Below are 22389 nucleotides of genomic sequence, written 5' to 3' on the forward strand. Positions count from 1 at the left end.
TTAGCTCCGGCGCCGGGCGCGTTGGCTGCGATAGGTGTCGAGCACCACCGCAATCACGATCACGGCACCGGTAATGATGCGCTTGGTCGGTTCAGTGGCGCCAATCTGCGCGAGCCCTGCTGCCAGTACGGAAATGATCAGCACGCCGAAGAAGGTACTGATCACCGAACCGCGCCCGCCCATCAGGCTAGTCCCGCCGATCACCACGGCCGCGATGACTTGCAGCTCCAGGCCGGAACCGGCATTCGGGTCAGCCGCCTCCAGGCGCGATATCTGGAACAGCGCCGCGACTCCAGCCAGCAACCCCATCAGGCTGAACACCAGAATCTTGTAAGGCTTGGGATTGATCCCCGCCAGGCGCACCGCCTCTTCGTTGGTGCCGATGCCAATCAGGTAGCGCCCAAACACGGTACGAGTCAGCACCGCCTGGGCGATGAAGATGATCAGCAGGGCGATGATGAACGACGGCGAGATACCAAAGGCTATTGGATTGGACAGCCAGGCGAAGGCATCGCCGATGTAGGCGGTACGCGAGCCGGTCATCTGGTAGGCCACGCCGCGGGCCATTTCCAGCACCCCCAGCGACACGATGAACGAGGGAATGCGCCAGGCCACGGTGATCGAGCCGGTAATGGTTCCGGCCAGTGCCGCAGCGGCCATGCCCAGCAGCGCTGCCGGCAGGACACTCCAGCCCCAGCCGAGGATCGCCACGCTGACCGTGGATGCCGCCAGGGCCAGCACCGAGCCCACCGACAGGTCAATCCCACCGATGATCAGCACGAACGTCATGCCAACCGCCAACACCATCAAGTCGGGAATCTGGTTGGCCAGGGTGCTGAAGGTGTCGTACGACAGGAAATGACTGCTCAATGCCGAGAACAGCGCAATCATCGCCAGCAAGGCACCTGCCAGGCCCAGATAGGTACCCAGGCCGTAAAAGTTGCCACTACGTTTGCCAGCGGACACTGCAGTTTTCATGGAAGATCCCTAGGCGCTGCTTCGTTGAGCAACGCATCACGTTTTTGGTAGCCGGCAAAAGCGGCGGCAAGCAAATCATCCTGGCTCCAGTTGTCGCGCTCGAAGGTCTCGACCAGCCGCCCCGCCGACAACACGCCGATACGGTCACAAATCAGCATCAGTTCACGCAGGTCGCTGGAAACCACCACCAGCGCCTTGCCTTGACGCGTCAGGTCGCCGAGCAAGGCGTAGATATCAAACTTGGCCCCGACGTCGATACCGCGAGTCGGCTCATCGAACATCAACACCGTACACTCGCGCTCGAGCCAGCGACCGATCACCACCTTCTGCTGGTTACCGCCGGACAGCTCGCCCACCAGTTGGGTCGGGCTGGAACTGCGAATGCGCATGGCATCGATCTGCCGTTGCGCCAGCGCGGTCTCTGCACCCGGGTTGACGATCCCGCCTCTGGAAATCTCCGGCATGTTGCCCAAGGCGATGTTGGCACTGATCGATTGCGTCAGCAGCAGGCCCTCGCCCTTGCGGTCCTCGGTGATCAGCGCGATCCCGTGGCCCACCGCATCGGCCGGCGAGCGGATGCTCACCACCTGCGCAGGAGAGCCCAGGGCCACCGTGCCGCTGTCCGCCGCGTCGGCGCCGAAAATCAGGCGCAGCAGCTCGGTACGCCCGGCTCCGATCAAGCCGGAGATCCCGAAGATTTCCCCAGCGCGCACCGTGAAAGACACATCCAGCACCTTGTCCGCCCGACTCAAGCCATTGACGGTGAGCGCTGCAGCACCCATCTGCCGAGGCCCCAGGTCAATGTGCTCACCCAGCTCGCGGCCGACCATCAGGTTGACCAGTTGCTCGCTGTTGTAGTTGGCCATCGGCTCGACGCAGACCAGTTGGCCGTCGCGCAACACCGCAATGCGCTGGGCCACACGTGCCAGCTCTTCGAGTCGATGGGAGATATAAATGATCGCCACACCCCGGGCTTGCAGGCGACTGATCTGTTCAAACAGCATCTCGACTTCACGGGCCGTCAGCATGGCTGTCGGCTCGTCGAGAATCAGCACATGGCAGTCGCCGATCAGGTTGCGGGCGATTTCGACCATTTGCTGATGACCAATGCCCAACTCCCCCACCAGCGTGTCCGGGTCGATTGCATCGAGGCCGACCTGCGCCATGGCCTCGATCGCGGCACTGCGCAGGCGCTTGCGACTGATCCAGCCGCCGTTGCTGGGCAGGTTGTCGAGAAACAGGTTTTCCGCCACCGACAAGGTCGGTAGCAGGTTGAGTTCCTGCATAACCATGCGGATCCCCAAGGCTTCGGCCTGGGCACGACTGCCCGGGCGATACTCCTGGCCCTGGAACTGCATATGCCCGGTAGTCGGGGTGACCAGGCCGCCGATAATCTTCGACAGCGTGCTTTTGCCGGCACCGTTCTCACCGGTCAGCGCCAGCACTTCGCCGCGCATCAGCGTCAGGTCAATGCCGGCCAACACCGGGTGCGCATACGTCTTGCCGATACCGCTGACCGCAAGGACAGCGCTCGAGGCACTCACTGACATAACAAACTCTCCATGCGCTCGCCCGCACGGGCGAGCGCCATTGTGATGCCAGACGGGTTATTGGGTGACCAGTTCAACCGGCGTTTCGATCACGCCTTGTGGGCCACTGTCGACCTTTTCGCCCTTGAGGATTTTCAGCGCGGTTTCGATGCCAAACACCGCCTGTTTCGCTGCGAACTGGTCGGCGGTGGCCAGGACCCGGCCGTCCTTGAGCATCGGCTTGATGGCATTGATGTTGTCATAACCCACCACTTGCACCTTGCCCGCCTTGCCGGCTGCCCGCACTGCGGAAACGGCGCCTACCGCCATGCTGTCGTTACCGGCCAGCAAGGCCTTGATCTGTGGGTATTCGCTGAGCATCGAGGAGGCAACCTGATTGCCCTTGTTGATCTCCCAATCACCGGATTGCAGCGACACCACCTTGATCTGCGCCGCCTCCATCGCATCCTTGAAGCCCGCGGTACGTGCCTGGGCGTTGGTGGTGGTGGAAACCCCTTCGATGATGCCGACTTCGTCACCGGCCTTGAGTTGCTTGGCCAGGTATTCCCCAACCAGGCGTGCGCCCTTGCGGTTGTCCGGACCGACAAAAGGCACGCTGATGTTCTTGCTCTTGAGCACATCCGGGTCGAGCTGGTTATCAATGTTGATCACGGTGATACCGGCGTCGACGGCCTTCTTGATCACCGGCACCATCGCCTTGGAGTCGGCGGGCGCAATCACCAGCGCATTGACCTTGGAAACGATCATCTGCTCGACAATACGAATCTGGTTGGCGGTGTCGGTTTCGTCCTTGATCCCGTTGGAGACCAGGTCAAAATCGCCAGGGTGTTGTTTCTGGTAGGCCTTGGCGCCATCTTCCATGGTCAGGAAGAACTCGTTGGCCAGGGATTTCATGACCAGGGCGACCTTGGGTTTTTCAGGGGTGTCGGCGAAAGCCGAAGAGAGGGGCACAGCGGTGGCGGCGGCAGCCAGCATAGCGACAGCAAGAAGACGTCCAGCGAATGGCAGCTTCATGGGTTCACTCCGATCTTATGATTATTGTGAGCAACGCGTGCATCGCCCGCAGCACCACAGCCATTGCTGTTCTTCACAGGCGCCGCTGCGCAAACGTTTGCGTAGACCGAACTATGCGAACCCTGCCGCTATTTGTCAACGACTGGCCAAGGCCTGGACACTCAAGCGGTGGTGTTGACCAATCCGCCGGACGAACCTTTGCCCAGCTCCTTGGCCAGGGCCGCCGCGGTTTGCATCAGGGCTGCGCTGGTTGAGGCAATCTGCCCTTGAATGCCCGCGACCATCGTCGCCTTGGCTTCAGGCGCCAGATTGGATGCAGCCTGGGCAGCAGCCAACTGCTCCTGTTGCTTTTGCAACAACGCCTGCAATTCCTTCATGCGCTTTTGCAGGGCTTGCACCAGGACATTGCCACCGGACTCTGCGGAGGACGGACTTGGCTCGGCCTGCTGCCTGGAGCTGACCACTGGTTTACCAGCGCCCTCCTCCTCGACCGGCAGCACTTCGCCCGAGGCGTTTGCCAGTGCCTTGTCGGACGTCTGGACAATCACCAGGGGTTTGTCGCTGACACGAACCGTCAGGCCAGGGGTTGAACCGATTGCAATGGTCATCTGAGCTCCTTGGAAAAATGATCCTTCAAGGAACATCGGCCGGCGCAGCGTTTTCTTGAGAGCCCTTCATTGCCAGTTACGTAGGAAGATTACCCAAACTCAGTAGGACTTTTCGGACAACCGAACGCCGTTCGCAGATTTCGTCGGAATTCCGGACACGCCTCGTTACATTGCCCTCAAGAATCTATATTTAATCGTTATAAATCAATTACTTATAAGTTTATTGAGTCTTCTTCACGGCTGGTACAAATCCTGCTCTAACCCCCTACCCCCGGCATACAGATCGGCCTGGGGGAATCTAGATGAACCTGCATCAGCACCGTCATCACTATTAGAGAGAAAATAATGAAATCTGCCTTCAACACCCTTGTTCCGGGCGCCTTGGCCCTCCTGCTGCTTCTGCCGACAGCCCTGCAGGCAAAAGAAGTCGCCAACCAGCAAAAACTGGCGAATGTGGTGATCCTCGCTACCGGCGGCACCATTGCCGGCGCTGGCGCCAGTGCCGCCAACAGCGCGACCTACCAGGCCGCCAAAGTCGGGATCGAGCAACTGATCGCCGGCGTACCCGAGCTGAGCCAAGTGGCCAATGTTCGTGGTGAGCAAGTGATGCAAATCGCCTCCGAGAGCATCACCAATGAAAACCTGCTGCAACTGGGCCGCCGCGTGGCCGAGCTGGCTGACAGCAAGGACGTCGACGGCATCGTCATCACCCACGGCACCGACACCCTGGAAGAAACCGCCTACTTCCTCAACCTGGTGGAAAAAACCGACAAGCCAATCGTCGTGGTCGGCTCGATGCGCCCAGGCACTGCCATGTCGGCAGACGGCATGCTCAACCTGTACAACGCCGTCGCGGTAGCCGGCAGCAAGGACGCACGCGGCAAGGGCGTGCTGGTGACCATGAACGACGAGATCCAGTCGGGTCGTGATGTCAGCAAAATGGTCAACATCAAGACTGAAGCGTTCAAGAGCCCATGGGGCCCGCTGGGCATGGTCGTCGAAGGAAAATCCTACTGGTTCCGCCTGCCGGCCAAGCGCCACACCATGGATTCGGAATTCGATATCAAGACCATCAAGAGCCTGCCTGACGTAGAGATCGCCTACTCCTACGGCAACGTCAGCGACACCGCGTACAAGGCCCTGGCTCAATCCGGCGCCAAGGCGATCATCCACGCCGGCACCGGCAATGGCTCGGTATCTTCGCGCGTCGTGCCGTCCCTGCAAGCCCTGCGCAAGGATGGCGTGCAGATCATCCGCTCTTCCCACGTCAATGCCGGCGGTTTTGTCCTGCGCAACGCAGAGCAGCCAGACGACAAATACGACTGGGTCGTGGCGCATGACCTGAACCCGCAAAAAGCCCGGATCCTGGCCATGGTTGCCCTGACCAAGACATCCGACAGCAAAGAGCTGCAACGGATGTTCTGGGAATACTGATTGAGTGCGTGCGACCCGCCCGGGTTGCACGCTTGCCCTCCTGACTCGCCCGTCCGGGCGAGTCAGCGCCAACCCTGGCGCCAGCGCTGCAAAAAAAACCTGCCGACGCACACTAAAACGCAAAACCTGTGGTCTGAGAGATCTTCTTGAATTTTAAGCAGTTGCGAAAATGCTTACAGTTAAATACTGTATGCACGTACAGCTTAATAAGGACTATCCCGTGGCCACCTCCCAAGCAAACAGCAACCCACCTGGTTCTTACGAACGCATGGGTCTACGCATTCAAAAAATCATCAATTCGCCGAACGCACAAAAAGCCAAGGCTGCACTGATCTTCCGTCTCCCCGATGAGCCGGTTGATGAGTGGGAACGCCTGCTTGAGGAAATCGCCGAGAACGACAACGTCACCCTCGCCCACCGCGACGACGGTGGCGTGCAGATTTTCTGGGTAGTGCCGAAGGAAGATTGAGTCGATGATGGTTCGTTGTTTTGCTTTGCTGCTACTCCTGGTGGCGGCCAGCGCACACGCGCAGGCGCCACGTACGTTTAACGAAGCGAAAAAGATCGCCTGGACGCTCTACGCGCCGCAGTCCACCGAGTTCTACTGCGGCTGTAAGTACACCGGCAATCGGGTCGACCTCGCGGCCTGTGGCTACGTGCCACGGAAAAACGCCAACCGCGCGGCACGTATTGAATGGGAACACATAGTGCCGGCCTGGCAGATCGGCCATCTGCGCCAGTGCTGGCAGGAAGGTGGGCGGCAGAACTGTACCCGCCATGATCCGACCTACCAGCGCGCCGAGGCCGACTTGCACAACCTGGTGCCCAGCATCGGCGAGGTCAACGGCGACCGCAGCAATTTCAGTTTCGGCTGGCTGCCGGTAAAAAGCGGGCAATATGGTTCGTGCCTGACCCAGGTCGACTTCAAGGCCAAGAAGGTCATGCCGCGCCCCTCCATCCGCGGCATGATCGCCCGCACCTACTTCTACATGAGCAAGCAGTACGGCTTGCGCCTGTCCAAGCAGGATCGACAATTGTACGAGGCCTGGAACAAGACCTACCCGGTGCAAGTCTGGGAGCGCCAGCGTAACCAGAAGGTGGCTTGCGTCATGGGTCGCGCCAACGAGTTTGTCGGCCCGGTAGACATGAAGCTCTGCAGTTAAGACAAGGCCCGGGGTATAGCGCCCCGGGCCCCTGACGAGCTAGCTTCCAGCCTTGTTGTAACGCCAGTACCCCATGAGGTTGAGCATTTGCCGAGGAATCTGCCGCTCACCGACCAGGTACTTGCGCACACTCATCACAGCAGCACTCTCCCCAGCGATCCAGGCATAAAAAGCAGCACCCTGGGCGGAACCGGTTTCCCAGAGAATCTCCTGGTCGATATCGATGTCGGGCAATGCCCCAGAGTCGCCAACTGCTGAATTGAAATCCGGTAGTTGGGCGCTCTGCACGGCCTCAACCATCAGCATGCCCGCAGCGCCAGACGCACGCTCATCACGAATCAGCCATTGCACCTCGAGCCCCGGCCACTGGGGCACCGGCAACCGGTCAGCGGCGGTCTGCACTTCGAAAAACGCCTGAGTCGCGGGCGGCGCGTGTTGCCCGGCCAACTCTTCAAGGATGCCCAGTGCCGCTGGCAGTGCGGTGGCATCGGCCATCAACAGCAACTGCCCCAGCTCCATGGGCGGCTTCCATTCAAAACCACCGGTTTGCTCGGCGCTGAAACGCCGGTCAGGTGCCACGATCTGTAGGTTCGCGCCCGGCTGGGCATGCAGTGCCCAGCGTGAAGCCGGACCTGTTTCGCCATGCAGGACAAAGTCGATATCCACCTCACCCTGCGCAGGACGCAGGTGGCGAATGGTGTAGGTGCGCATCGCCGGGCGTTGCGCCAGAGGCAGGGAACGGTAGCCGGTGTGCCAGTCCGCATCATGGGCCAGCCTGGCAAGGCTGCCATCGGCAGCCGGGAAAAACAGCTTTACCCGCTGGTCCGGCGCCCAGGTGGCCATGCCGGTCACCATGGGGCCGGCCAGCGTCACGCGCATCAGATGCGGGCTCAGCTCCTGCTTTCGTTGCAGGACGGCGTCGAACACTGTGTAAGGGGCAGCGCGGGCCATGGGGACCTCCCTGAGGGTGATGAGTCGTTATCCCCTATAGACGGATAACGTCGCTCACCCTTTAGGCAGGCATTACTTGACGCTGTTGTGCTCGATGACCAGGGTCTCGATGTTCTGTTTCTTCGCCTTGACCAGGGCGGCGGCCACCTGAGCCTGGCGTGACTCAGCCTCAGCCTTGGAATTGAATGGCCCTACCAGCACACGTTGTTTGCCGTCTTGCGTGACGACGTAGGAAACAAAGCTATGCTCGATCAACCACCCGGTCAGATCGCTGACAGCCTGCGGAGTCGAACCTTGCACCAACACATCCCACTGCGGCACAGCGACCTCTGTCGGACTGGCCACAACCGCCGCCTGGGGCTTCTTCGGCCCTTGCCCGGCCTGCTCACCGCACCCGGTCAGCGCCAATACCGCGATCACCCACATCAATTTGCGCACAGCTTTTCCCCCTGAATGCCAAAGGCGCAGATCTTATCACTCAAAAATGCCTCTCAACCCAAGCAAACAGGGGATAAAACAACGAGAATGATGATTGCAGCCTCTGTATAGTCGCACCCCGGGAATTAATGCAGCGTCTACGCGTCAGAAAGAAGCACCCAAACCGTGACACTTCGCACTAATCTATACGTATTACCGACATCTGCACGTGTGTCAGGTGCCCTACAAAGCTATCAAGGAGAAGATCATGCTGATACTCACCCGCAAAGTCGGTGAAAGCATAAACATCGGTGACGACATTACCATCACCATTCTGGGCGTTAGCGGCCAGCAGGTCAGAATCGGCATCAATGCCCCGAAAGACGTTGCGGTGCATCGAGAAGAAATCTACCAGCGCATCCAGGCAGGCCTGACTGCCCCGGAAAAACCGCAAACCTGAGCCTGAACAGCAATCAGTAGCCAGCCTGCTTTTTAGAGTAATGGCTGGCTAAAGATTCTGCGCCTCACCAACAACGTCGATACTAACGGGATCTCCCCAGACGACGCTGTCAGCCGATTCTCTTTTCTCCCGTCGAAACCGACGCCTGCCCAAGCCGTCAGCCGAACGTCACTGCGCGTGCCATGCCCGTGGCCGCTACCACCATCAGCACAATCAACAACGCCTCGACATGACAGATACGGGCAAACAGCGCTGTGCGCCCGACATCGATCGGAGCCTGCCGACCCAATGCGATCCGCCATTTGATCAACGCCAGCATGGGCGCAATTTCCAGCAGCAAAATGATGATGAACAAACTCATTTTCAAGTGGAACAACGGCTGGTGCAGATAGTAGTCCGTGCCCTTTTCGTAGCCGCCAAAGGCCCGCAGCCCTCCCGTCAGCAACAGGATGATCGCCGAAACGCCCCAGAAGTTGTCGGCCAGCAACACGCTGCGGGCCCCGCCGCCATCGGCCGTCACTCGCCGAAAAGCCGTGGCACGGGCCAGCACCGCCCACAACGCGAGGCCATAGGCCAACAGATGAACCGCCGCAAGCAACCAGTGAACAGCCATGGGTTTGACTCCCCTTTCAGGACGGAAAAAACAGCTGCGTCAGTAGTAGTTCATCGCGCCGGACTTCGCTTGCCAGGCGCCAATCGCAGCCCGATTTAAATCAACACCAAAGATAAATCCCTCCGAACAAAACGACTTGTCCTACATCCTGAGATGGCGTAATGGAACTACGATTGCCGGACCACCCCTGCAAGGATTTGCAACACTTGTGATCATCTACGCTGCCACCGCATTTTCCACTCTGGTTGTCATCACGCTCGGCATGGCCGCCTGTGGCTGGTACCGCCATCTGCATCATCACGAATACGAGCCGCTGCCTTCCAGCAGCGAACAGGTAAACCTTCGGTAAAAACGGTTGCCCATCGGAATTCCAGCCCACGACCTTGATCTAGTGGCAAGTTGCCGCTATTGCTTAGACTCACGTTCACGCGGGTCAGAGGAGGCGAGCATGGTTCCAAGATTTGTTGTAGTGCCGGCGATTCCTGCCCAGACCCAATCCTTGCGCACAGGCAAACGCTCCTACTGCAAGGCATCCCCCACAGGATTTAACCTCTACGACAACCGGGACAAGCTGCGCTTGCAACACACCTACCCCAGCCGCTTGGAGGCCGAGGCCGCATGCCAGCGACTCAACGCCGAACGCCTACCGCACCTGACGTCAGTGCCCCTTAACTGTGACAAAGGCTGTCCGCCAAACGCCTGACCTGCTCAGTCGCAGCCTCGCGAGCCGGTAAATCCTGCGCCTCGCCCAAGATGGTTTTCTCGATAATCACTGCGTGGGAATCACTGATCCCGATAAATTGCAGCCAAGCCGCCACGTAAGGCTCCTGGAAGTCGAAGTACTGTGCCGGCGTGCTCGACTGCGACGAAAAATCCAGGCCGCGGGCGTAGACCACCACGGCCTTCTTGTTATGCAGCAAGCCATACAAGCCACGCTCGGGGTCGAACCCGAACAACAGGTCTTTCTGCGACACCAGGTCGATGAAGTGCTTGAGCTTGTAAGGGATACTGAAATTCCACAACGGCACGGACAGGACCAGCAGGTCTGCACGATGCAGCGGCTCGGCCAACGCCCTCAAGGTGCTCCAGGCGGCTTGCTGCGCGGGCGTCAAGGCTGTGCCCACGAGTCCGGCGTACTTGGCGTCCATGGCATGCTGATCAAACTCCGGGAGCGCCATGGCCCACAGGTCGAGGGTGACGATTTCGGTGTCCGGGTGATGCTCCTGATAACGCGCGATGAAACTGCGGGCAACCTGCAGGGATGCCGAACGCTGTTTACGGGGCGAACACTCAATATGTACAAGCCTAGCCATGGATGACCTCAAGGATGGGAATCTGGAGGGCATTGCAACATAGCGCCATTTGAAATATAAATCGTGTTTAACTGTTCAATTGATCACGAATAGAACTATGTTCGACATCCTGCTACTCAAGACTTTTGTCACTGTGGTCGATGAAGCCGGCTTCAGCCGCGCCGCCGACAAACTGAGCCTGACCCAGTCCGCGGTCAGCGGTCATTTGCGACGCCTGGAAGAGCAGATCGGCAAACCGCTGCTCAAACGCACCACCCGCTCCCAGCAATTGACGCCCGACGGCGAACGCCTGATCGGCTATGCCCGCACGATCCTCGCGCTGAACCGGGACGCCTGGGCGGAGCTGACTCGCACACCCTTTCACGGGCGACTGCGAATCGGGCTGTCCGAGGATTTTGTCGAGGCGCGACTGTTGCGCACGCTGCAAGCTTTCGCCGCGCAGTACCCGGGCCTGGAAATCGACATCCAGGTGGGCATCCCCGGCACCTTGCTTAACCAGATGAAACAAGGTCATCTGGAGCTGGTGATCGGCTCGGTCTGCGAAACCGACGAACCGGGCCAACTGCTGTGGCAAGAACCCCTGGTGTGGGCAGGTCCGGCGCAGCCTGTGACCTCGCTACCCAGCCCCCTGCCCCTGGCGCTCTTCCCAGAGCCGTGCCCTTATCGCGAGGTGGCGCTGACACGCCTGGCCCAGGCGGGCATCCCCCAACGTACGGCAATGTCCTGCACCAGCACTGCCGGATTGCGAGCTGCAGTGTTGGCAGGTTTTGCGCTGGCACCGATGGCGGCCAGTCAATTGGGCCAGGGGTTGGTGGCGCTGGGTGCCGAGCATGGCTTGCCGGACTTGCCTGATGCGCAGTTCCGGCTGTTTGCCGCGCCTGAAGCGGATCAACTGATAATTACCGCGATTTCGGCACTGATTGTCGAATATTGCGCGACGCGCAGGGAACCGTAACAGCCCAGGCTTGAGCCCTACAGGGTGATCGACGTTGCCGGATAAAACAGCGTATTGAGCACTAACAGGATCATCCAGAAACCAATCTCCAGGGTTTCGGTAATGGGCTGGATACGCTTCACCGCACCATACACATGCACCACAAACATCAGCGTGAACACCACAAACAGCATGTCAAACGTATAGCTGAAACTGGTGCCGGTAGTTGCAGAACGCAACATCGCCGCTTCCACCACCAGGATGAACGCCCCCAGGCAGCGGCCAAAATAAATCGCCAGGTGCCGATGCTCGGGAATCGTCCAACGCATCGCCCGAGCCCAGGCAATGGGCGCGATAAAGATCGGCAGGGCAAAAAACAGCGTGGTGACGATCATCAAGGTAGTGATGTAGTGCTGACTGTATTGCGCGTAGTGACCGAGCATGACCGACTCCTTTTCCTTGAGGGCAGCCTCTGCGGGCTGAAGCGCAGAATTGCAGCCACCAAGACGGGCGTCCAATGTGAAGTGGTCGCTCAAGACCAAAGAGAATGGGCTTGGGTAGAAGGGATTAGTACTGAAGTCGCTCGCTCTTGTATTCGTCTGCCTCTCCCGGTATTGATCAGTATCAACCCAATGCAGGAAGCAGGCAGTGATCACCATTCGAGAAGCCACCAGGGAAGACATCCACGTACTTCGCAACCTCGGTATCGAGACGTACCGAGAGCACTTTTCTGACCTGTGGACCGCCGCAGGAATGCAGCACTTCCTCAACGAGGACTTCTCAATCTGCGAACTTGAGAAATCCATCGAAGCACCCACCCACCACAACTGGCTCCTGGTATTCGACGAGGAAGGCCGAGCCATAGGTTTTTCAAAGGTCAACTGGTCCAGATCGATCCCTGTATCTGGCGAGATTGGTGCTGAACTGCAGAAGATTTACTTCCTCGAGTCTCAGGCGGGCAAAGGCTACGGCAAACAGCTTCTGCAGTTCATTCAGCAGTCAGCAAAAACCCGCAAGGAAAGCGCCCTATGGCTGGATGTGCTGAAGTCCAACAGCCATGCCCAGCGTTTTTATGAAAGTTGCGGATTTCAGGTACTGGGCGAAATACCCTTCCGTACTGACAAGGCTGACATCGGGATGGTTGTGATGTGCTGCGCGCTTTATCAGTCGGAATGACTAGCTGGCATTAATCGCAGCCAACAAAAAAGGGCCCACCTTTCGGTGAGCCCTTCTAGACCGCCCAGCAGAGCGGATTTTGTTTGGTAGGCGCGATTGGACTCGAACCAACGACCCCCACCATGTCAAGGTGGTGCTCTAACCAACTGAGCTACGTGCCTGCTGTGAGGCGGCATTCTACGGAATTGCGCAGGGGTGTCAACACCTTTTTTTCACCTAACCCTATGAATATGCAAAATATTTAATTTTGCTGCGGCAAACCGGGGTTTGCGCCCGCTGGCAGTGGATTTTTAACTCAGGTAGGATCGCTGCATTCGTAAAATATATTAAACAGAGGCTTCGGGATGGCGAACACTCCTTATCCGCAATCCTATTACGCTGCGTCGGCCAACCCCGTGCCGGCGCGCCCTGAGCTGCAGGGTGAGGTAGAAACCGACGTCTGCGTGATTGGCGCGGGCTACACCGGGTTGTCCAGCGCGCTGTTCCTGCTGGAGAGCGGGTTTCGGGTGACGGTGCTGGAGGCTGCCAAGGTCGGTTTTGGCGCCTCGGGTCGCAATGGCGGACAGATCGTCAACAGCTATAGTCGCGACATCGATGTGATCGAGCGCAGTGTCGGCCCCAAGCAGGCGCAATTGCTGGGGCAAATGGCTTTTGAAGGCGGGCGGATCATTCGTGACCGTGTCGCCAGGTACCAGATCCAGTGCGACCTCAAGGATGGCGGTGTGTTTGCCGCCATCACCGGCAAACAGATGGGTCACCTGGAGGCGCAGAAACGTTTGTGGGAGCGCTACGGCCACAGCCAGCTCGAACTGCTCGACACAACCCGCATCCGTGAAGTCGTGGCCTGCGAACAGTATGTGGGCGGCATGCTCGACATGAGCGGCGGCCACATCCACCCGCTCAACCTGGCGCTGGGCGAAGCCGCTGCCGTGGAATCCCTGGGCGGCTCGATTTATGAGCAATCGCCGGCGGTGCGTATCGAGCGCGGTGCCAACCCGGTAGTACACACGCCGACGGGCAAGGTGCGAGCCAAGTTCATCATCGTTGCCGGCAATGCCTACCTGGGCAACCTGGTCCCGGAACTCGCCGCCAAGTCGATGCCCTGCGGCACCCAAGTGATCACCACCGAACCCTTGGGCGAAGCCCTGGCCAACAGCCTGCTGCCCCAGGACTACTGCGTCGAAGACTGCAACTACCTGCTCGACTACTACCGCCTCACGGGGGACAAGCGCCTGATTTTCGGCGGCGGCGTGGTCTATGGCGCGCGGGATCCGGCGAACATCGAGGCGATCATCCGGCCGAAAATGCTCAAGGCCTTCCCCCAACTCAAGGACGTAAAGATTGACTACGCCTGGACCGGTAATTTCCTCCTGACCTTGTCGCGCCTGCCTCAGGTCGGGCGCCTGGGCGACAACATCTACTACTCCCAAGGCTGCAGCGGGCACGGTGTCACCTACACCCACCTGGCCGGCAAAGTGCTGGCCGAAGCCTTGCGTGGCCAGGCCGAGCGGTTCGATGCCTTCGCCGACCTGCCGCACTACCCCTTCCCCGGCGGCCAGTTGCTGCGCACCCCGTTCGCCGCACTGGGTGCGTGGTACTACGGCCTGCGCGATAAGTTCGACTTCTGATCCCACCCTACGGGCGCGGCTTTACAGCTGCGCCCAGGCGTTCAGGAATATACCGGCCAGGTCTCGACGATCTTGCCGCCACGCACCGCCAGCAAATCGCCAAACTGCAACAACACCGACTCGGTCTGGGTCGGTCGCAGGAACACCTGATCATCCACCGCCAGGCCCACCGCCTGCGAGCCATTGACCATTTCCTGATTTGAACTGCGCCCATACAGCCCGTTGCTCTGCAATCCGGCCGGCGATTCGAACTCGGCCATCCAGTTACCGCCATAGATGAAGTAGGTCTCACGCTGGTTGATGTCCCACCACGACAACAGCCTGGACTTGCCGTCGAGCGCAGGAATCTGCACCGCCCCCGTGCGTTTCAATACCGGGGTCGCGATCCAGGTCGCCGGCACGTGCTCGACCAGCGAGGGCAAATCGTAATGGGTCGGCTTGAGCATCGCCGTACCCACCGACACCTCGCTGCTCAGTGACTCCTGCTGATGCATGCGATAGCTGGGACTGCCCGCGGTATTGAGCGTCAGGTCCGGGCGCCAGAGGTCGGCAAACTGTTGCCGAGTGAAGTCGACGTAGCCGTTGTACTGAGTCATGACCTTGGCAAACAGCTCATCGGCACTGCCGAGGATGCCCGGCACCCCCATGCCGACAAAGGGGTCGTAGCCCATGAGCCCGGCAAACTGCAGGTGCTGCGCGTTGGCACGGATCAGCCCCAGCATCTGCCCCAGGGTGGCCGTGTCTGCCACGCCGCCGCGATGCAGGCCGACATCCAGCTCGATGTTCACCCGCAATTGGGTACCCAATCCCCGGGCCAATGCCAGGTACTGTTGCAGATGCTCCGGAGTATCGAGCAACCATTGCAACTGCCGCGCCGGATCGAACGCGCCTTTGTGGGCTTGATAGAACAGCTCGGCCGAACGCACCGGCAGCGGCTTGCCCAAGAGGATGTCGGACTCGGGGAAAACCAGTGCATCATGATTGAGAAACGGCTGATGAAACGACATCAGTCGCTGGGTTCCCGCGCGCTTGCAGATGTAGGCCAACAGCCCCGGTGACGGCAGGGATTTCTCCACGAGGCGCAGGTGCTTGCCACCGCGCTTGACCGACTGCATCACCACATCGATGTTGTGGTCCAGGCGATCCAGATCGATCAGCAGCACCGGGCGCATCGGGCCGTGCTCCTTCAACTGCTGATTCAGGGCCCTGAAGTACTCGGAATAGGCGCGGCCCCGGTCGCCGGGGCGCAGCAACGCACCCACGCCCAACAGCAACACGCCAAGCCCTGCGGCCCCAGCGAGGAAATTGCGTCGATCGATGCTCATCCACTGACTCCCAGGATCGATGACAAATGCGCGTTGAGGAACTTGCCGCCAGGGTCTAGCGCATCGCGAACCTCACGAAACTCCTGCCAGCGCGGGTACAGCGCTTGCAGGTTACGCGCATTCAAACTGTGCAACTTGCCCCAATGCGGGCGGCCGGCGTACTTCCAGAAAATCGGCTCGATGGCCGCGAAGAAGTTGTGATGGTCCATCTGGTAATGCTGATGCACCGAGATCGAACAACTGTCGCGCCCCTCGAACATGCTCAGGGGGATGTCATCGGCCTTGACGTAGCGGTACTCGATGGGAAACCAGGTGCGCAGGTCCTTGTCAGTGATCAGCTTGATGATCTCGCGCAGGCAGGCCGGGCCATGTTCGGCCGGCACCGAGTACTCCATTTCGTTGAAACGTACCGTGCGCACATTGGCATAGATGTCGAAGGAGTCACCGACCCGATCATCAAAATTGGCAATGTGCCGCAGGCTATTGAGCAAGGTACGACGAGCATCAGGGAAATCACTGACGTACTTGTCGAACTTCTCGATGAGGTTGACGAATTCATTGCCCCCCTCCTCCTCGGCACTGATCGGCGGTGTCGCCGCATCGGTGGTTTCGTTGAGGGCCATCGACAAGGCGTAATCCGAATGGGTGACCACCAGCATTTCCCAGTGCTGGTTGTCGCGGGTGTGTTTTTCCACGTCCTCCAGCAGTTCTTCAGTCTTGGCGATCCACTGGTGTTCGCGCAGCCGGTAGGCGGGGCGATTCTGCATGCGGATCTTGCTGACCACCCCCAATGCCCCCAGCGACACCCGCGCCGCGTTGAATACCTGCGGCTTGTGGCTGCTGTCGCAGTCAAGCACCTCCCCCGTGGCCGTGACCAGTTGCAAACCGGCGACGTAGGCGGAATAGGAGGGAAACTGCTTGCCGGTGCCATGGGTCGAGGTGGAGATCGCACCTGCCAGGGTCTGGTAGTCGATATCGGCCATGTTGCTCAGGCCCTGACCGACTTCCTTCAAGGCCAGGCCCATGCGCGACATCGGCGTGCCGGCGCCAAATTCGGCCTGCAGGGTCTGCGGATCATGACTGAGCAGACCGCTGAAGTTGCTCAGCGACAACAAGGTGCCATCGGTGGGCACCAGGGCGCTGAACGAGTGCGCCGAACCCACCGGGCGAATCTTGCCCGGGGCGCGGCCGATCACCTGCACCAGTTCATCCAGATCCTTCGGCGCCAGGCGAGCCTCGGGCAGGCAGCTCTGGGCACCCGACCAGTTGCGCCAGGGAATCCGTCGTGGCGCGCGCACCAACTGTGCCAGCACCGGGTTGCTGCTCAAGGCCGTCAGGGCGCCGACCAGGCTGGCCCGCTGCAAAAGCTGGCGTCGTGTGAGGTCCATCGTCATCAATCCCACCTTGTGCTTTTTATTGGGGGTGTTGGCCGGACATGAAGCTGATCAGCGCCAGGAAATCGGCTTCGCTGCATTGCATGCACATGCCCATCGGGGGCATGCCGTTGTGGCCGTTGATGGTGTGATCCAGCAGGCTGTCCACGCCTTGTTGCAGGCGCGGCTGCCACGCTACCTGGTCGCCGGTCAGCGGCGCGCCCGAGGCCGGGTTGGCGTGGCACAACTTGCAACTGGTGTCGTAGGTGCGCGCCAACCCGGCATCGGCGGGCATGCTCGCGGCGGCGGCCACGCGATCAGGTGCGCTCTTTGGCTCCTCGCCGCAGCCACCCAGCCCCCCGAGCACCAGCGCCAGCGCCGCCCCACGCCAGGAAAACCGCCACTCGGCTCGAATCAGTGCCCACATAAGTTTCCTCACTTGTTCTGCGCCGCGGCCTGGCGCATTTTTTTTGTAAAGACCGGCCACTGAACACTAAGGCAGTCGCTGTCTGGGGTTGAGGGCATTGGGGGTCAACAAGGGGGCTTTCGAGGCCATGCGCGTCGAACTGCCCCCGACCAAGGCGTGACGGTTTGTTACACCTGCGGCGCGCCAAATCGACTACTCTTGGGCCAGACGTTTACAGCCAAACCGCTCTAGAATGCACTTTAGCGGGGAGGTAGCCGACCTTGTAGCCGCTGGCGAAGCCTGCGTTCGAGTGCGCACGAAGTGGATTGATCACCAGCAGCTTGCTAGGCGTATAACCCATAGAGCGATATTTTGCCTGCACGCCGTCTGCCGACCCCAGGTCCTCAGCCAGCGTGCCCACATCCAGTACGGGGTAGTTTCATGAGCACACAAAACATTCTCAGCACACTGTTTCCTGCTCTCGCCGACATCCCCGAGCCGTACCGCCCAGGTGAACCGATCGAGCAACGCGAGTACCTGGTGGAGGGCACCCTGCGCACGTGGAACGGCCCACTGGCGGTGGTTCGCAGCCCGGTGTACCTGGACGTCGACGGGGTCGACGAACAAGTCATTCTCGGCAGCACCCCGCTGCTCGATGCCGAAACCGCCCTCACCGCCCTCGACGCCGCCGTGCGCGCCTACGACCGGGGCCAGGGCAGTTGGCCGACGATGCGCGTGGCCGAGCGGATCCAGCATGTGGAGGCGTTCCTGGGGCGCATGCGCGAACAGCGCGCGGCCGTGGTCAAGCTGTTGATGTGGGAAATCGGCAAGAACCTCAAGGACTCGGAAAAAGAGTTCGACCGTACCTGCGACTACATCGTCGACACCATCAACGCCCTCAAGGAGCTGGACCGTCGCTCCAGCCGCTTTGAACTGGAGCAGGACACCCTCGGCCAGATCCGCCGCGTACCGCTGGGCGTCGCCCTGTGCATGGGGCCTTACAACTACCCGCTCAACGAGACCTTCACCACCCTGATCCCGGCGTTGATCATGGGCAATACCGTGGTGTTCAAGCCCGCCAAACTGGGAGTGCTGCTGATTCGCCCGCTGCTGGAAGCCTTCCGCGACAGCTTCCCGGCCGGGGTGATCAACGTGATCTACGGCAGTGGCCGCGAGACCGTCAGCGCGCTGATGGCCAGCGGCAAGATCGACATCTTTGCCTTTATCGGCACCAACAAGGCTGCCAGCGACCTGAAGAAGCTGCACCCCAAGCCCCACCGCTTGCGTGCCGCCCTGGGGCTGGATGCCAAGAACCCTGGCATCGTGCTGCCCGAGGTTGATCTGGACAACGCGGTCAACGAAGCCGTCACCGGCTCGCTGTCGTTCAACGGCCAGCGCTGCACCGCGTTGAAAATCCTGTTTGTGCATGAAGAGGTGGTCGACCGCTTCATCGAGAAATTCAACCACAAGCTCGCCACCCTCAAGCCCGGCATGCCCTGGGAAAACGGCGTGGCACTGACGCCACTGCCGGAGTCGGGCAAGGTCGACTACCTGCACGGCCTGGTGGATGACGCCGTACGCAAAGGCGCCAAGGTGATCAACGCCAACGGCGGCCAGGCCCGTGGTTCGTTCTTCTACCCGGCGGTGCTGTACCCGGTGACCACCGACATGCGCGTCTATCAGGAAGAGCAGTTCGGCCCGGTGGTGCCTATCGTGCCTTATCGTGATCTGGATACGGTGATCGACTACGTCCTGGAGTCAGACTTCGGTCAACAGCTGAGCGTATTCGGCACCAACGCCGCCGAAGTGGGACGCCTGGTGGACACCTTTGCCAATCAGGTCGGCCGCATTAACATCAACGCCCAGTGCCAGCGTGGCCCGGACACCTTCCCGTTCAACGGAAGGAAGAATTCGGCTGAAGGCACGCTGTCTGTACACGACGCCTTGCGTACGTTCTCGATTCGTACCCTGGTGGCGACCAAGTTCCAGGAGAGCAACAAAACCTTGATCAGCGACATCATCCGCGGCCGGGAGTCGAGCTTCCTGACGACCGACTACATTTTCTAGCACACGACTCAAGGACACCCCGGCAACCCGATGACCGCCTTTCGCTCACTGCGCCTGCCACCCTTGTTGCGGCGCCTGCTACGGCCCTTGCTCGACCCGTACCGGCGCTACCGCAACGCCCGGGTGATCCACGCCATCCGGGTCTCGCTGGGCCTGCTGGCGACCATCCTGCTGACCACGGGGATCAACCTGCCCCATGGCGAATGGGCATCCGTCACCATGCTGGTGGTGATCGGCGGCCTGCAACACCACGGCAACATCGGTAAAAAAGCCGCCGAGCGCGCCTATGGCACATTGATCGGGGCCGCCGTGGGGTTGCTGCTGGTGCTACAGCAGGCCTGGCTTGGCCTGCCGTGGCTGACCTACTTCGGCATGTCGGTGGTCTGCGGCTTCTTCTCCTACCACGCCATTGGCAAGGGCGGCTATACCGCGCTGCTGTCGGCGATCACCGTGTTCATTGTCGCCGGCCACGGCGACAACCATGTCACCGATGGACTGTGGCGTACCGTGGATATCCTTATCGGCATCGTCCTGGCCCTGGCATTTTCCTTCGCCCTGCCGCTGTATGCGGTGTACTCCTGGCGCTACAAACTGGCTGGGGCACTGCGTGACTGCGCAAGCATCTACAGCCGGATCATCAGCGGGCAGTCGGTAACCGACGACCACTACCTCAAACTCCTCGGGCGCTTGAACGGCGTGATGGTGCAACTGCGCTCGCTGATGCCCTCGGTGTCCAAGGAAGTACGCATCTCCATGACCGAACTGGACGCCCTGCAACGCAACTTGCGGCTGTGCATCAGCACCCTGGAAATCCTCGCCAACACCCGCCCCGACACCCGCGATGAACATGCCATGGCGCAGATGCAACTGGCGCTCAGAGCCGAGCATCGCGAGATTCGCCGCCTGCTGATCGGCATGGCGCGCGCCCTGCAATCGGGCGCCACCGAGCGACTTGAGCGCAACAGCAGCGAGCCGCTGCTGCAAAACGCGATGGAGGCACCGGTGTACAGCGCGCTGGACGGCTACCGGTTGTTGACCCGGCAACTGGCAAACAACCTCAACGAGATGCGCCAGCGCCTGGTCAAGTCGGCACCCCACTGGAAGATCTGAGAAGCGCTCAGGACGTCACGGCTTTGCGTGTGGCGCTGCCCCAACCTTGTTGCATGCCGGCAGCCGCCAGCAGAATCGCCGCCACACCGATCCATTGCAGCAGCTCCAGGCGATGACCAAAAGCCAGCCAGTCGACCAGAATGGCCGCGATCGGGTAGATGAACGACAGCGCTCCGGTCAACGCGGTCGGCAGTTTCTGAATTGCGCCGTACAACAGCACGTACATCACCCCGGTGTGGACAATGCCCAGGGTCAGCAGGCTGGCCCAGGCCGTCGAGTGTTGTGGCAACGCCGACCAATTGGCCCAGGGCGCCAGCAACAGCACGCCGGTGCAGACCTGGATCAGCGCAATCAAGTGCGGCGGCGTGCCGGTCAGGCGCTTGATGATCAGCGCAGCAAAGGCGTACAGCAGCGCCGCGCCCAACGCCAGGGCAATCCCCAGCAGGTACTGATCGCCGCCCGCGCCCTGCTCGCCATGGGCACTGACGATCGCCAGCATCCCGAGAAACGACAGCCCCAGCCAGGACAGCTTTTGTATGCTGATCTTCTCGCCGAGGAACAACGCCGCCAGCCCCACCAGCATGAACGGCTGCACGTTGTACACCGCCGTGCCGATGGCAATCGAAGCCCGCGAGTAGGAAGCAAACAGCAGCACCCAGTTACCGACAATCGCCACCCCGCTGAGTACGGCCAACAGGAAGGTGGTGCGACTGAGCAGGCCCGGACGTAAAAAACCGAACATCGCGCAAATCAGCAACAGGGTCGCGGCGCCGAACACGCAGCGCCAGAACACCACATCCAGTACAGGCTGGCCGCTGACCAGCACGAACCAGCCGATGGTTCCGGAAATCAGCATGGCGGCGGTCATTTCCAGCGAGCCGCGGCGAAGGGTGTTGTCCATGATCAGGTTCCTCGTTGTGAGCGCAAAGTATGGCGCTGAGGTATCTGCCGCCTCCATGGCCAAATGCAGGCTAAACTGCGGATTCACCTTTTTTATCAAGGCAATTTTGAGTTATTGCCTAAGAGGCTTCAGATGACTGACGACATTGATCAACTGCTGATCAGCGCCCTGATGCAGGACTCCCGGCGCTCGCTCAAGGCCCTGGCACAGATCAGCGGCCTGTCCTCACCCAGCGTCGCCGAGCGCCTGCGCCGCCTCGAAGAGCGCGGCGTACTCACCGGCTACACCGTCGAAATCGACCCCAAGAGTTTTGGCTACCAGTTGCAAGCCATCGTGCGCATCCGCCCACTGCCCGGCCAGTTGCAGCATGTCGAACGACAGATCCAGGCCATCCCCGAGTTCACCGAATGTGACAAGGTCACCGGCGACGACTGCTTCATCGCGCGCCTGCACGTGCGCTCGATGGAACAGCTCGACACCCTGCTCGACCGCCTCAACAGCTACGCCGAGACCAACACCGCGATCGTCAAAAAAACCCCGGTCAAACGCCGCCTGCCGCCGATGGCGTGAGTGTGGTCCGACGCACAACGGCGTAGAGTGCAATTTTTCCGGCGAAGGATTGGCGGCATGAGAATTCACGGCGTGCTCCTGGCAACGATGCTGCTGTCAGGCTGCGGAACGGTACAGACGGTGGTGCGCAGCGACGAAGCGGCGGCAGCCAGCCTCAAGGAACAGAAAAGTTACTGCGGCGCCGTACCCCGTATCTACAGTGGGGTGACTTATGACTTCTGCACCCTCTACGCACCACTGAAGGAAGGTATCGACGCGCAAAAACACGACAACGGCACCATCATAGTGTTGATCGATGCGCTGATTTCCGGCGTGCTGGACACCGCCCTGCTGCCGTACACCATCTACCGGCAACAGGCCGACGGCAGCATCATCCTCACCGAGTGAAGCCCCGCCGA

The 22389-nt window shown here is 60.4% G+C and carries 25 protein-coding genes and 1 tRNA gene; 12 read left to right on the forward strand and 14 right to left on the reverse strand.

What is annotated here, in order from left to right; genetic code table 11:
* The 4 genes from CKW24_RS16595 to CKW24_RS16610 form a co-directional block, all read right to left on the reverse strand.
* The gene (locus tag CKW24_RS16595) at positions 1-978 is read right to left on the reverse strand and encodes an ABC transporter permease (protein WP_095169253.1); all 978 of its coding nucleotides are present in this window, start codon (positions 976-978) and stop codon (positions 1-3) included.
* On the reverse strand, positions 975-2528 hold the full coding sequence (locus CKW24_RS16600) for a sugar ABC transporter ATP-binding protein (protein WP_095169254.1): 1554 nt from the start codon (positions 2526-2528) through the stop codon (positions 975-977). The genes CKW24_RS16595 and CKW24_RS16600 overlap by 4 nt, the downstream gene beginning before the upstream one ends.
* A 57-nt stretch (positions 2529-2585) precedes the next feature.
* Positions 2586-3542: a sugar ABC transporter substrate-binding protein gene (locus CKW24_RS16605; RefSeq protein ID WP_095169255.1), complete on the reverse strand. Its 957-nt coding sequence runs from the start codon at positions 3540-3542 to the stop codon at positions 2586-2588.
* Between the two features lie 161 nt (positions 3543-3703).
* A complete protein-coding gene (locus CKW24_RS16610; protein WP_095169256.1) occupies positions 3704-4150 on the reverse strand; it encodes a hypothetical protein in 447 nt (148 codons plus the stop codon).
* Positions 4151-4495: 345 nt separating this feature from the next.
* On the opposite strand from CKW24_RS16610, the gene CKW24_RS16615 reads away from it, so the two are divergent.
* From CKW24_RS16615 to CKW24_RS16625, 3 genes are all read left to right on the forward strand, one after another.
* Entirely contained in the window at positions 4496-5584 is a 1089-nt protein-coding gene (locus CKW24_RS16615; protein ID WP_095169257.1) for an asparaginase, read from the forward strand.
* 190 nt (positions 5585-5774) lie between these two features.
* Positions 5775-6053: a DUF1654 domain-containing protein gene (locus CKW24_RS16620; protein WP_095169258.1), complete on the forward strand. Its 279-nt coding sequence runs from the start codon at positions 5775-5777 to the stop codon at positions 6051-6053.
* 4 nt (positions 6054-6057) lie between these two features.
* The gene (locus CKW24_RS16625) at positions 6058-6747 is read left to right on the forward strand and encodes an endonuclease (protein ID WP_095169259.1); all 690 of its coding nucleotides are present in this window, start codon (positions 6058-6060) and stop codon (positions 6745-6747) included.
* A 39-nt stretch (positions 6748-6786) separates the two neighbouring features.
* Here CKW24_RS16625 and CKW24_RS16630 read toward each other — a convergent pair whose 3' ends face one another.
* Both CKW24_RS16630 and CKW24_RS16635 read right to left on the reverse strand, forming a co-directional pair.
* Positions 6787-7698, reverse strand: a complete 912-nt coding sequence (locus CKW24_RS16630; protein WP_095169260.1) for a siderophore-interacting protein — start codon at positions 7696-7698, stop codon at positions 6787-6789.
* 72 nt (positions 7699-7770) lie between these two features.
* Complete coding sequence (locus CKW24_RS16635; protein ID WP_095169261.1) at positions 7771-8136, reverse strand: SPOR domain-containing protein; 366 nt, start codon at positions 8134-8136, stop codon at positions 7771-7773.
* A 247-nt stretch (positions 8137-8383) separates the two neighbouring features.
* Between CKW24_RS16635 and csrA the strand changes: the two genes are divergently transcribed.
* Positions 8384-8575, forward strand: coding sequence for a carbon storage regulator CsrA (csrA, locus tag CKW24_RS16640; protein ID WP_008057174.1), 192 nt, complete (start codon positions 8384-8386; stop codon positions 8573-8575).
* Between the two features lie 157 nt (positions 8576-8732).
* Here the strand turns inward: csrA and CKW24_RS16645 are convergent, their stop codons facing one another.
* Positions 8733-9188, reverse strand: coding sequence for a DUF2214 family protein (locus tag CKW24_RS16645; protein ID WP_095169262.1), 456 nt, complete (start codon positions 9186-9188; stop codon positions 8733-8735).
* Positions 9189-9396: 208 nt separating this feature from the next.
* Here CKW24_RS16645 and CKW24_RS28195 point away from each other — a divergent pair, with 208 nt between their 5' ends.
* On the forward strand, positions 9397-9537 hold the full coding sequence (locus tag CKW24_RS28195; RefSeq protein WP_159987304.1) for a hypothetical protein: 141 nt from the start codon (positions 9397-9399) through the stop codon (positions 9535-9537).
* Positions 9538-9856: 319 nt separating this feature from the next.
* Here CKW24_RS28195 and CKW24_RS16655 read toward each other — a convergent pair whose 3' ends face one another.
* Positions 9857-10501: an FMN-dependent NADH-azoreductase gene (locus CKW24_RS16655; protein ID WP_095169264.1), complete on the reverse strand. Its 645-nt coding sequence runs from the start codon at positions 10499-10501 to the stop codon at positions 9857-9859.
* Between the two features lie 97 nt (positions 10502-10598).
* On the opposite strand from CKW24_RS16655, the gene CKW24_RS16660 reads away from it, so the two are divergent.
* Positions 10599-11456, forward strand: a complete 858-nt coding sequence (locus CKW24_RS16660; protein WP_095169265.1) for a LysR substrate-binding domain-containing protein — start codon at positions 10599-10601, stop codon at positions 11454-11456.
* Positions 11457-11473: 17 nt separating this feature from the next.
* On the opposite strand, the gene CKW24_RS16665 is transcribed toward CKW24_RS16660, so the two are convergent.
* On the reverse strand, positions 11474-12094 hold the full coding sequence (locus CKW24_RS16665) for a hypothetical protein (RefSeq protein ID WP_256585494.1): 621 nt from the start codon (positions 12092-12094) through the stop codon (positions 11474-11476).
* Here CKW24_RS16665 and CKW24_RS16670 point away from each other — a divergent pair.
* Positions 12084-12611, forward strand: coding sequence for a GNAT family N-acetyltransferase (locus CKW24_RS16670; protein WP_095169267.1), 528 nt, complete (start codon positions 12084-12086; stop codon positions 12609-12611). The genes CKW24_RS16665 and CKW24_RS16670 overlap by 11 nt on opposite strands.
* An 84-nt stretch (positions 12612-12695) precedes the next feature.
* On the opposite strand, the gene CKW24_RS16675 is transcribed toward CKW24_RS16670, so the two are convergent.
* Positions 12696-12772: transfer RNA gene (locus tag CKW24_RS16675), tRNA-Val, on the reverse strand.
* 183 nt (positions 12773-12955) lie between these two features.
* Between CKW24_RS16675 and CKW24_RS16680 the strand changes: the two genes are divergently transcribed.
* Positions 12956-14239, forward strand: coding sequence for an FAD-binding oxidoreductase (locus CKW24_RS16680; protein WP_095169268.1), 1284 nt, complete (start codon positions 12956-12958; stop codon positions 14237-14239).
* 41 nt (positions 14240-14280) lie between these two features.
* Here CKW24_RS16680 and CKW24_RS16685 read toward each other — a convergent pair whose 3' ends face one another.
* From CKW24_RS16685 to CKW24_RS16695, 3 genes are all read right to left on the reverse strand, one after another.
* On the reverse strand, positions 14281-15489 hold the full coding sequence (locus tag CKW24_RS16685; protein ID WP_177440675.1) for a DSD1 family PLP-dependent enzyme: 1209 nt from the start codon (positions 15487-15489) through the stop codon (positions 14281-14283).
* 71 nt (positions 15490-15560) lie between these two features.
* On the reverse strand, positions 15561-16892 hold the full coding sequence (locus CKW24_RS16690) for a D-arabinono-1,4-lactone oxidase (protein ID WP_177440677.1): 1332 nt from the start codon (positions 16890-16892) through the stop codon (positions 15561-15563).
* 85 nt (positions 16893-16977) lie between these two features.
* Positions 16978-17364, reverse strand: coding sequence for a cytochrome c5 family protein (locus tag CKW24_RS16695; RefSeq protein ID WP_095169271.1), 387 nt, complete (start codon positions 17362-17364; stop codon positions 16978-16980).
* 420 nt (positions 17365-17784) lie between these two features.
* Here CKW24_RS16695 and CKW24_RS16700 point away from each other — a divergent pair, with 420 nt between their 5' ends.
* Together CKW24_RS16700 and CKW24_RS16705 are read left to right on the forward strand one after the other, a co-directional pair.
* Positions 17785-19410: an NADP-dependent glyceraldehyde-3-phosphate dehydrogenase gene (locus CKW24_RS16700; RefSeq protein ID WP_095169272.1), complete on the forward strand. Its 1626-nt coding sequence runs from the start codon at positions 17785-17787 to the stop codon at positions 19408-19410.
* Between the two features lie 30 nt (positions 19411-19440).
* Complete coding sequence (locus tag CKW24_RS16705; protein WP_177440673.1) at positions 19441-20520, forward strand: FUSC family protein; 1080 nt, start codon at positions 19441-19443, stop codon at positions 20518-20520.
* Positions 20521-20527: 7 nt separating this feature from the next.
* Here the strand turns inward: CKW24_RS16705 and CKW24_RS16710 are convergent, their stop codons facing one another.
* Entirely contained in the window at positions 20528-21421 is an 894-nt protein-coding gene (locus tag CKW24_RS16710) for a DMT family transporter (RefSeq protein WP_095169273.1), read from the reverse strand.
* A 132-nt stretch (positions 21422-21553) separates the two neighbouring features.
* On the opposite strand from CKW24_RS16710, the gene CKW24_RS16715 reads away from it, so the two are divergent.
* Positions 21554-21991, forward strand: a complete 438-nt coding sequence (locus CKW24_RS16715) for an Lrp/AsnC family transcriptional regulator (protein WP_095169274.1) — start codon at positions 21554-21556, stop codon at positions 21989-21991.
* A 57-nt stretch (positions 21992-22048) separates the two neighbouring features.
* Positions 22049-22378 (forward strand): YceK/YidQ family lipoprotein, encoded by a 330-nt coding sequence (locus CKW24_RS16720; RefSeq protein WP_095169275.1) that lies wholly within the window; start codon positions 22049-22051, stop codon positions 22376-22378.
* The last annotated feature ends 11 nt before the right edge of the window (positions 22379-22389 follow it).

Origin of the sequence: Pseudomonas sp. Irchel 3H3, assembly GCF_900187635.1 — a bacterium.
Lineage (GTDB): Bacteria > Pseudomonadota > Gammaproteobacteria > Pseudomonadales > Pseudomonadaceae > Aquipseudomonas.

Excerpts from the sequence above, each read along its gene's own strand:
- CKW24_RS16625 (WP_095169259.1), top strand. The coding sequence starts at position 6,058 with ATGATGGTTCGTTGTTTTGCTTTGCTGCTACTCCTGGTGGCGGCCAGC.
- CKW24_RS16680 (WP_095169268.1), top strand. The coding sequence starts at position 12,956 with ATGGCGAACACTCCTTATCCGCAATCCTATTACGCTGCGTCGGCCAAC.
- CKW24_RS16665 (WP_256585494.1), bottom strand. The coding sequence starts at position 12,094 with ATGGTGATCACTGCCTGCTTCCTGCATTGGGTTGATACTGATCAATAC.
- csrA (WP_008057174.1), top strand. The coding sequence starts at position 8,384 with ATGCTGATACTCACCCGCAAAGTCGGTGAAAGCATAAACATCGGTGAC.
- CKW24_RS16620 (WP_095169258.1), top strand. The coding sequence starts at position 5,775 with ATGCACGTACAGCTTAATAAGGACTATCCCGTGGCCACCTCCCAAGCA.
- CKW24_RS16645 (WP_095169262.1), bottom strand. The coding sequence starts at position 9,188 with ATGGCTGTTCACTGGTTGCTTGCGGCGGTTCATCTGTTGGCCTATGGC.
- CKW24_RS16655 (WP_095169264.1), bottom strand. The coding sequence starts at position 10,501 with ATGGCTAGGCTTGTACATATTGAGTGTTCGCCCCGTAAACAGCGTTCG.
- CKW24_RS16660 (WP_095169265.1), top strand. The coding sequence starts at position 10,599 with ATGTTCGACATCCTGCTACTCAAGACTTTTGTCACTGTGGTCGATGAA.
- CKW24_RS16600 (WP_095169254.1), bottom strand. The coding sequence starts at position 2,528 with ATGTCAGTGAGTGCCTCGAGCGCTGTCCTTGCGGTCAGCGGTATCGGC.
- CKW24_RS16610 (WP_095169256.1), bottom strand. The coding sequence starts at position 4,150 with ATGACCATTGCAATCGGTTCAACCCCTGGCCTGACGGTTCGTGTCAGC.
- CKW24_RS16615 (WP_095169257.1), top strand. The coding sequence starts at position 4,496 with ATGAAATCTGCCTTCAACACCCTTGTTCCGGGCGCCTTGGCCCTCCTG.
- CKW24_RS16695 (WP_095169271.1), bottom strand. The coding sequence starts at position 17,364 with ATGTGGGCACTGATTCGAGCCGAGTGGCGGTTTTCCTGGCGTGGGGCG.
- CKW24_RS16705 (WP_177440673.1), top strand. The coding sequence starts at position 19,441 with ATGACCGCCTTTCGCTCACTGCGCCTGCCACCCTTGTTGCGGCGCCTG.
- CKW24_RS16715 (WP_095169274.1), top strand. The coding sequence starts at position 21,554 with ATGACTGACGACATTGATCAACTGCTGATCAGCGCCCTGATGCAGGAC.
- CKW24_RS16595 (WP_095169253.1), bottom strand. The coding sequence starts at position 978 with ATGAAAACTGCAGTGTCCGCTGGCAAACGTAGTGGCAACTTTTACGGC.
- CKW24_RS16700 (WP_095169272.1), top strand. The coding sequence starts at position 17,785 with ATGAGCACACAAAACATTCTCAGCACACTGTTTCCTGCTCTCGCCGAC.
- CKW24_RS16605 (WP_095169255.1), bottom strand. The coding sequence starts at position 3,542 with ATGAAGCTGCCATTCGCTGGACGTCTTCTTGCTGTCGCTATGCTGGCT.
- CKW24_RS16710 (WP_095169273.1), bottom strand. The coding sequence starts at position 21,421 with ATGGACAACACCCTTCGCCGCGGCTCGCTGGAAATGACCGCCGCCATG.
- CKW24_RS16630 (WP_095169260.1), bottom strand. The coding sequence starts at position 7,698 with ATGGCCCGCGCTGCCCCTTACACAGTGTTCGACGCCGTCCTGCAACGA.
- CKW24_RS16720 (WP_095169275.1), top strand. The coding sequence starts at position 22,049 with ATGAGAATTCACGGCGTGCTCCTGGCAACGATGCTGCTGTCAGGCTGC.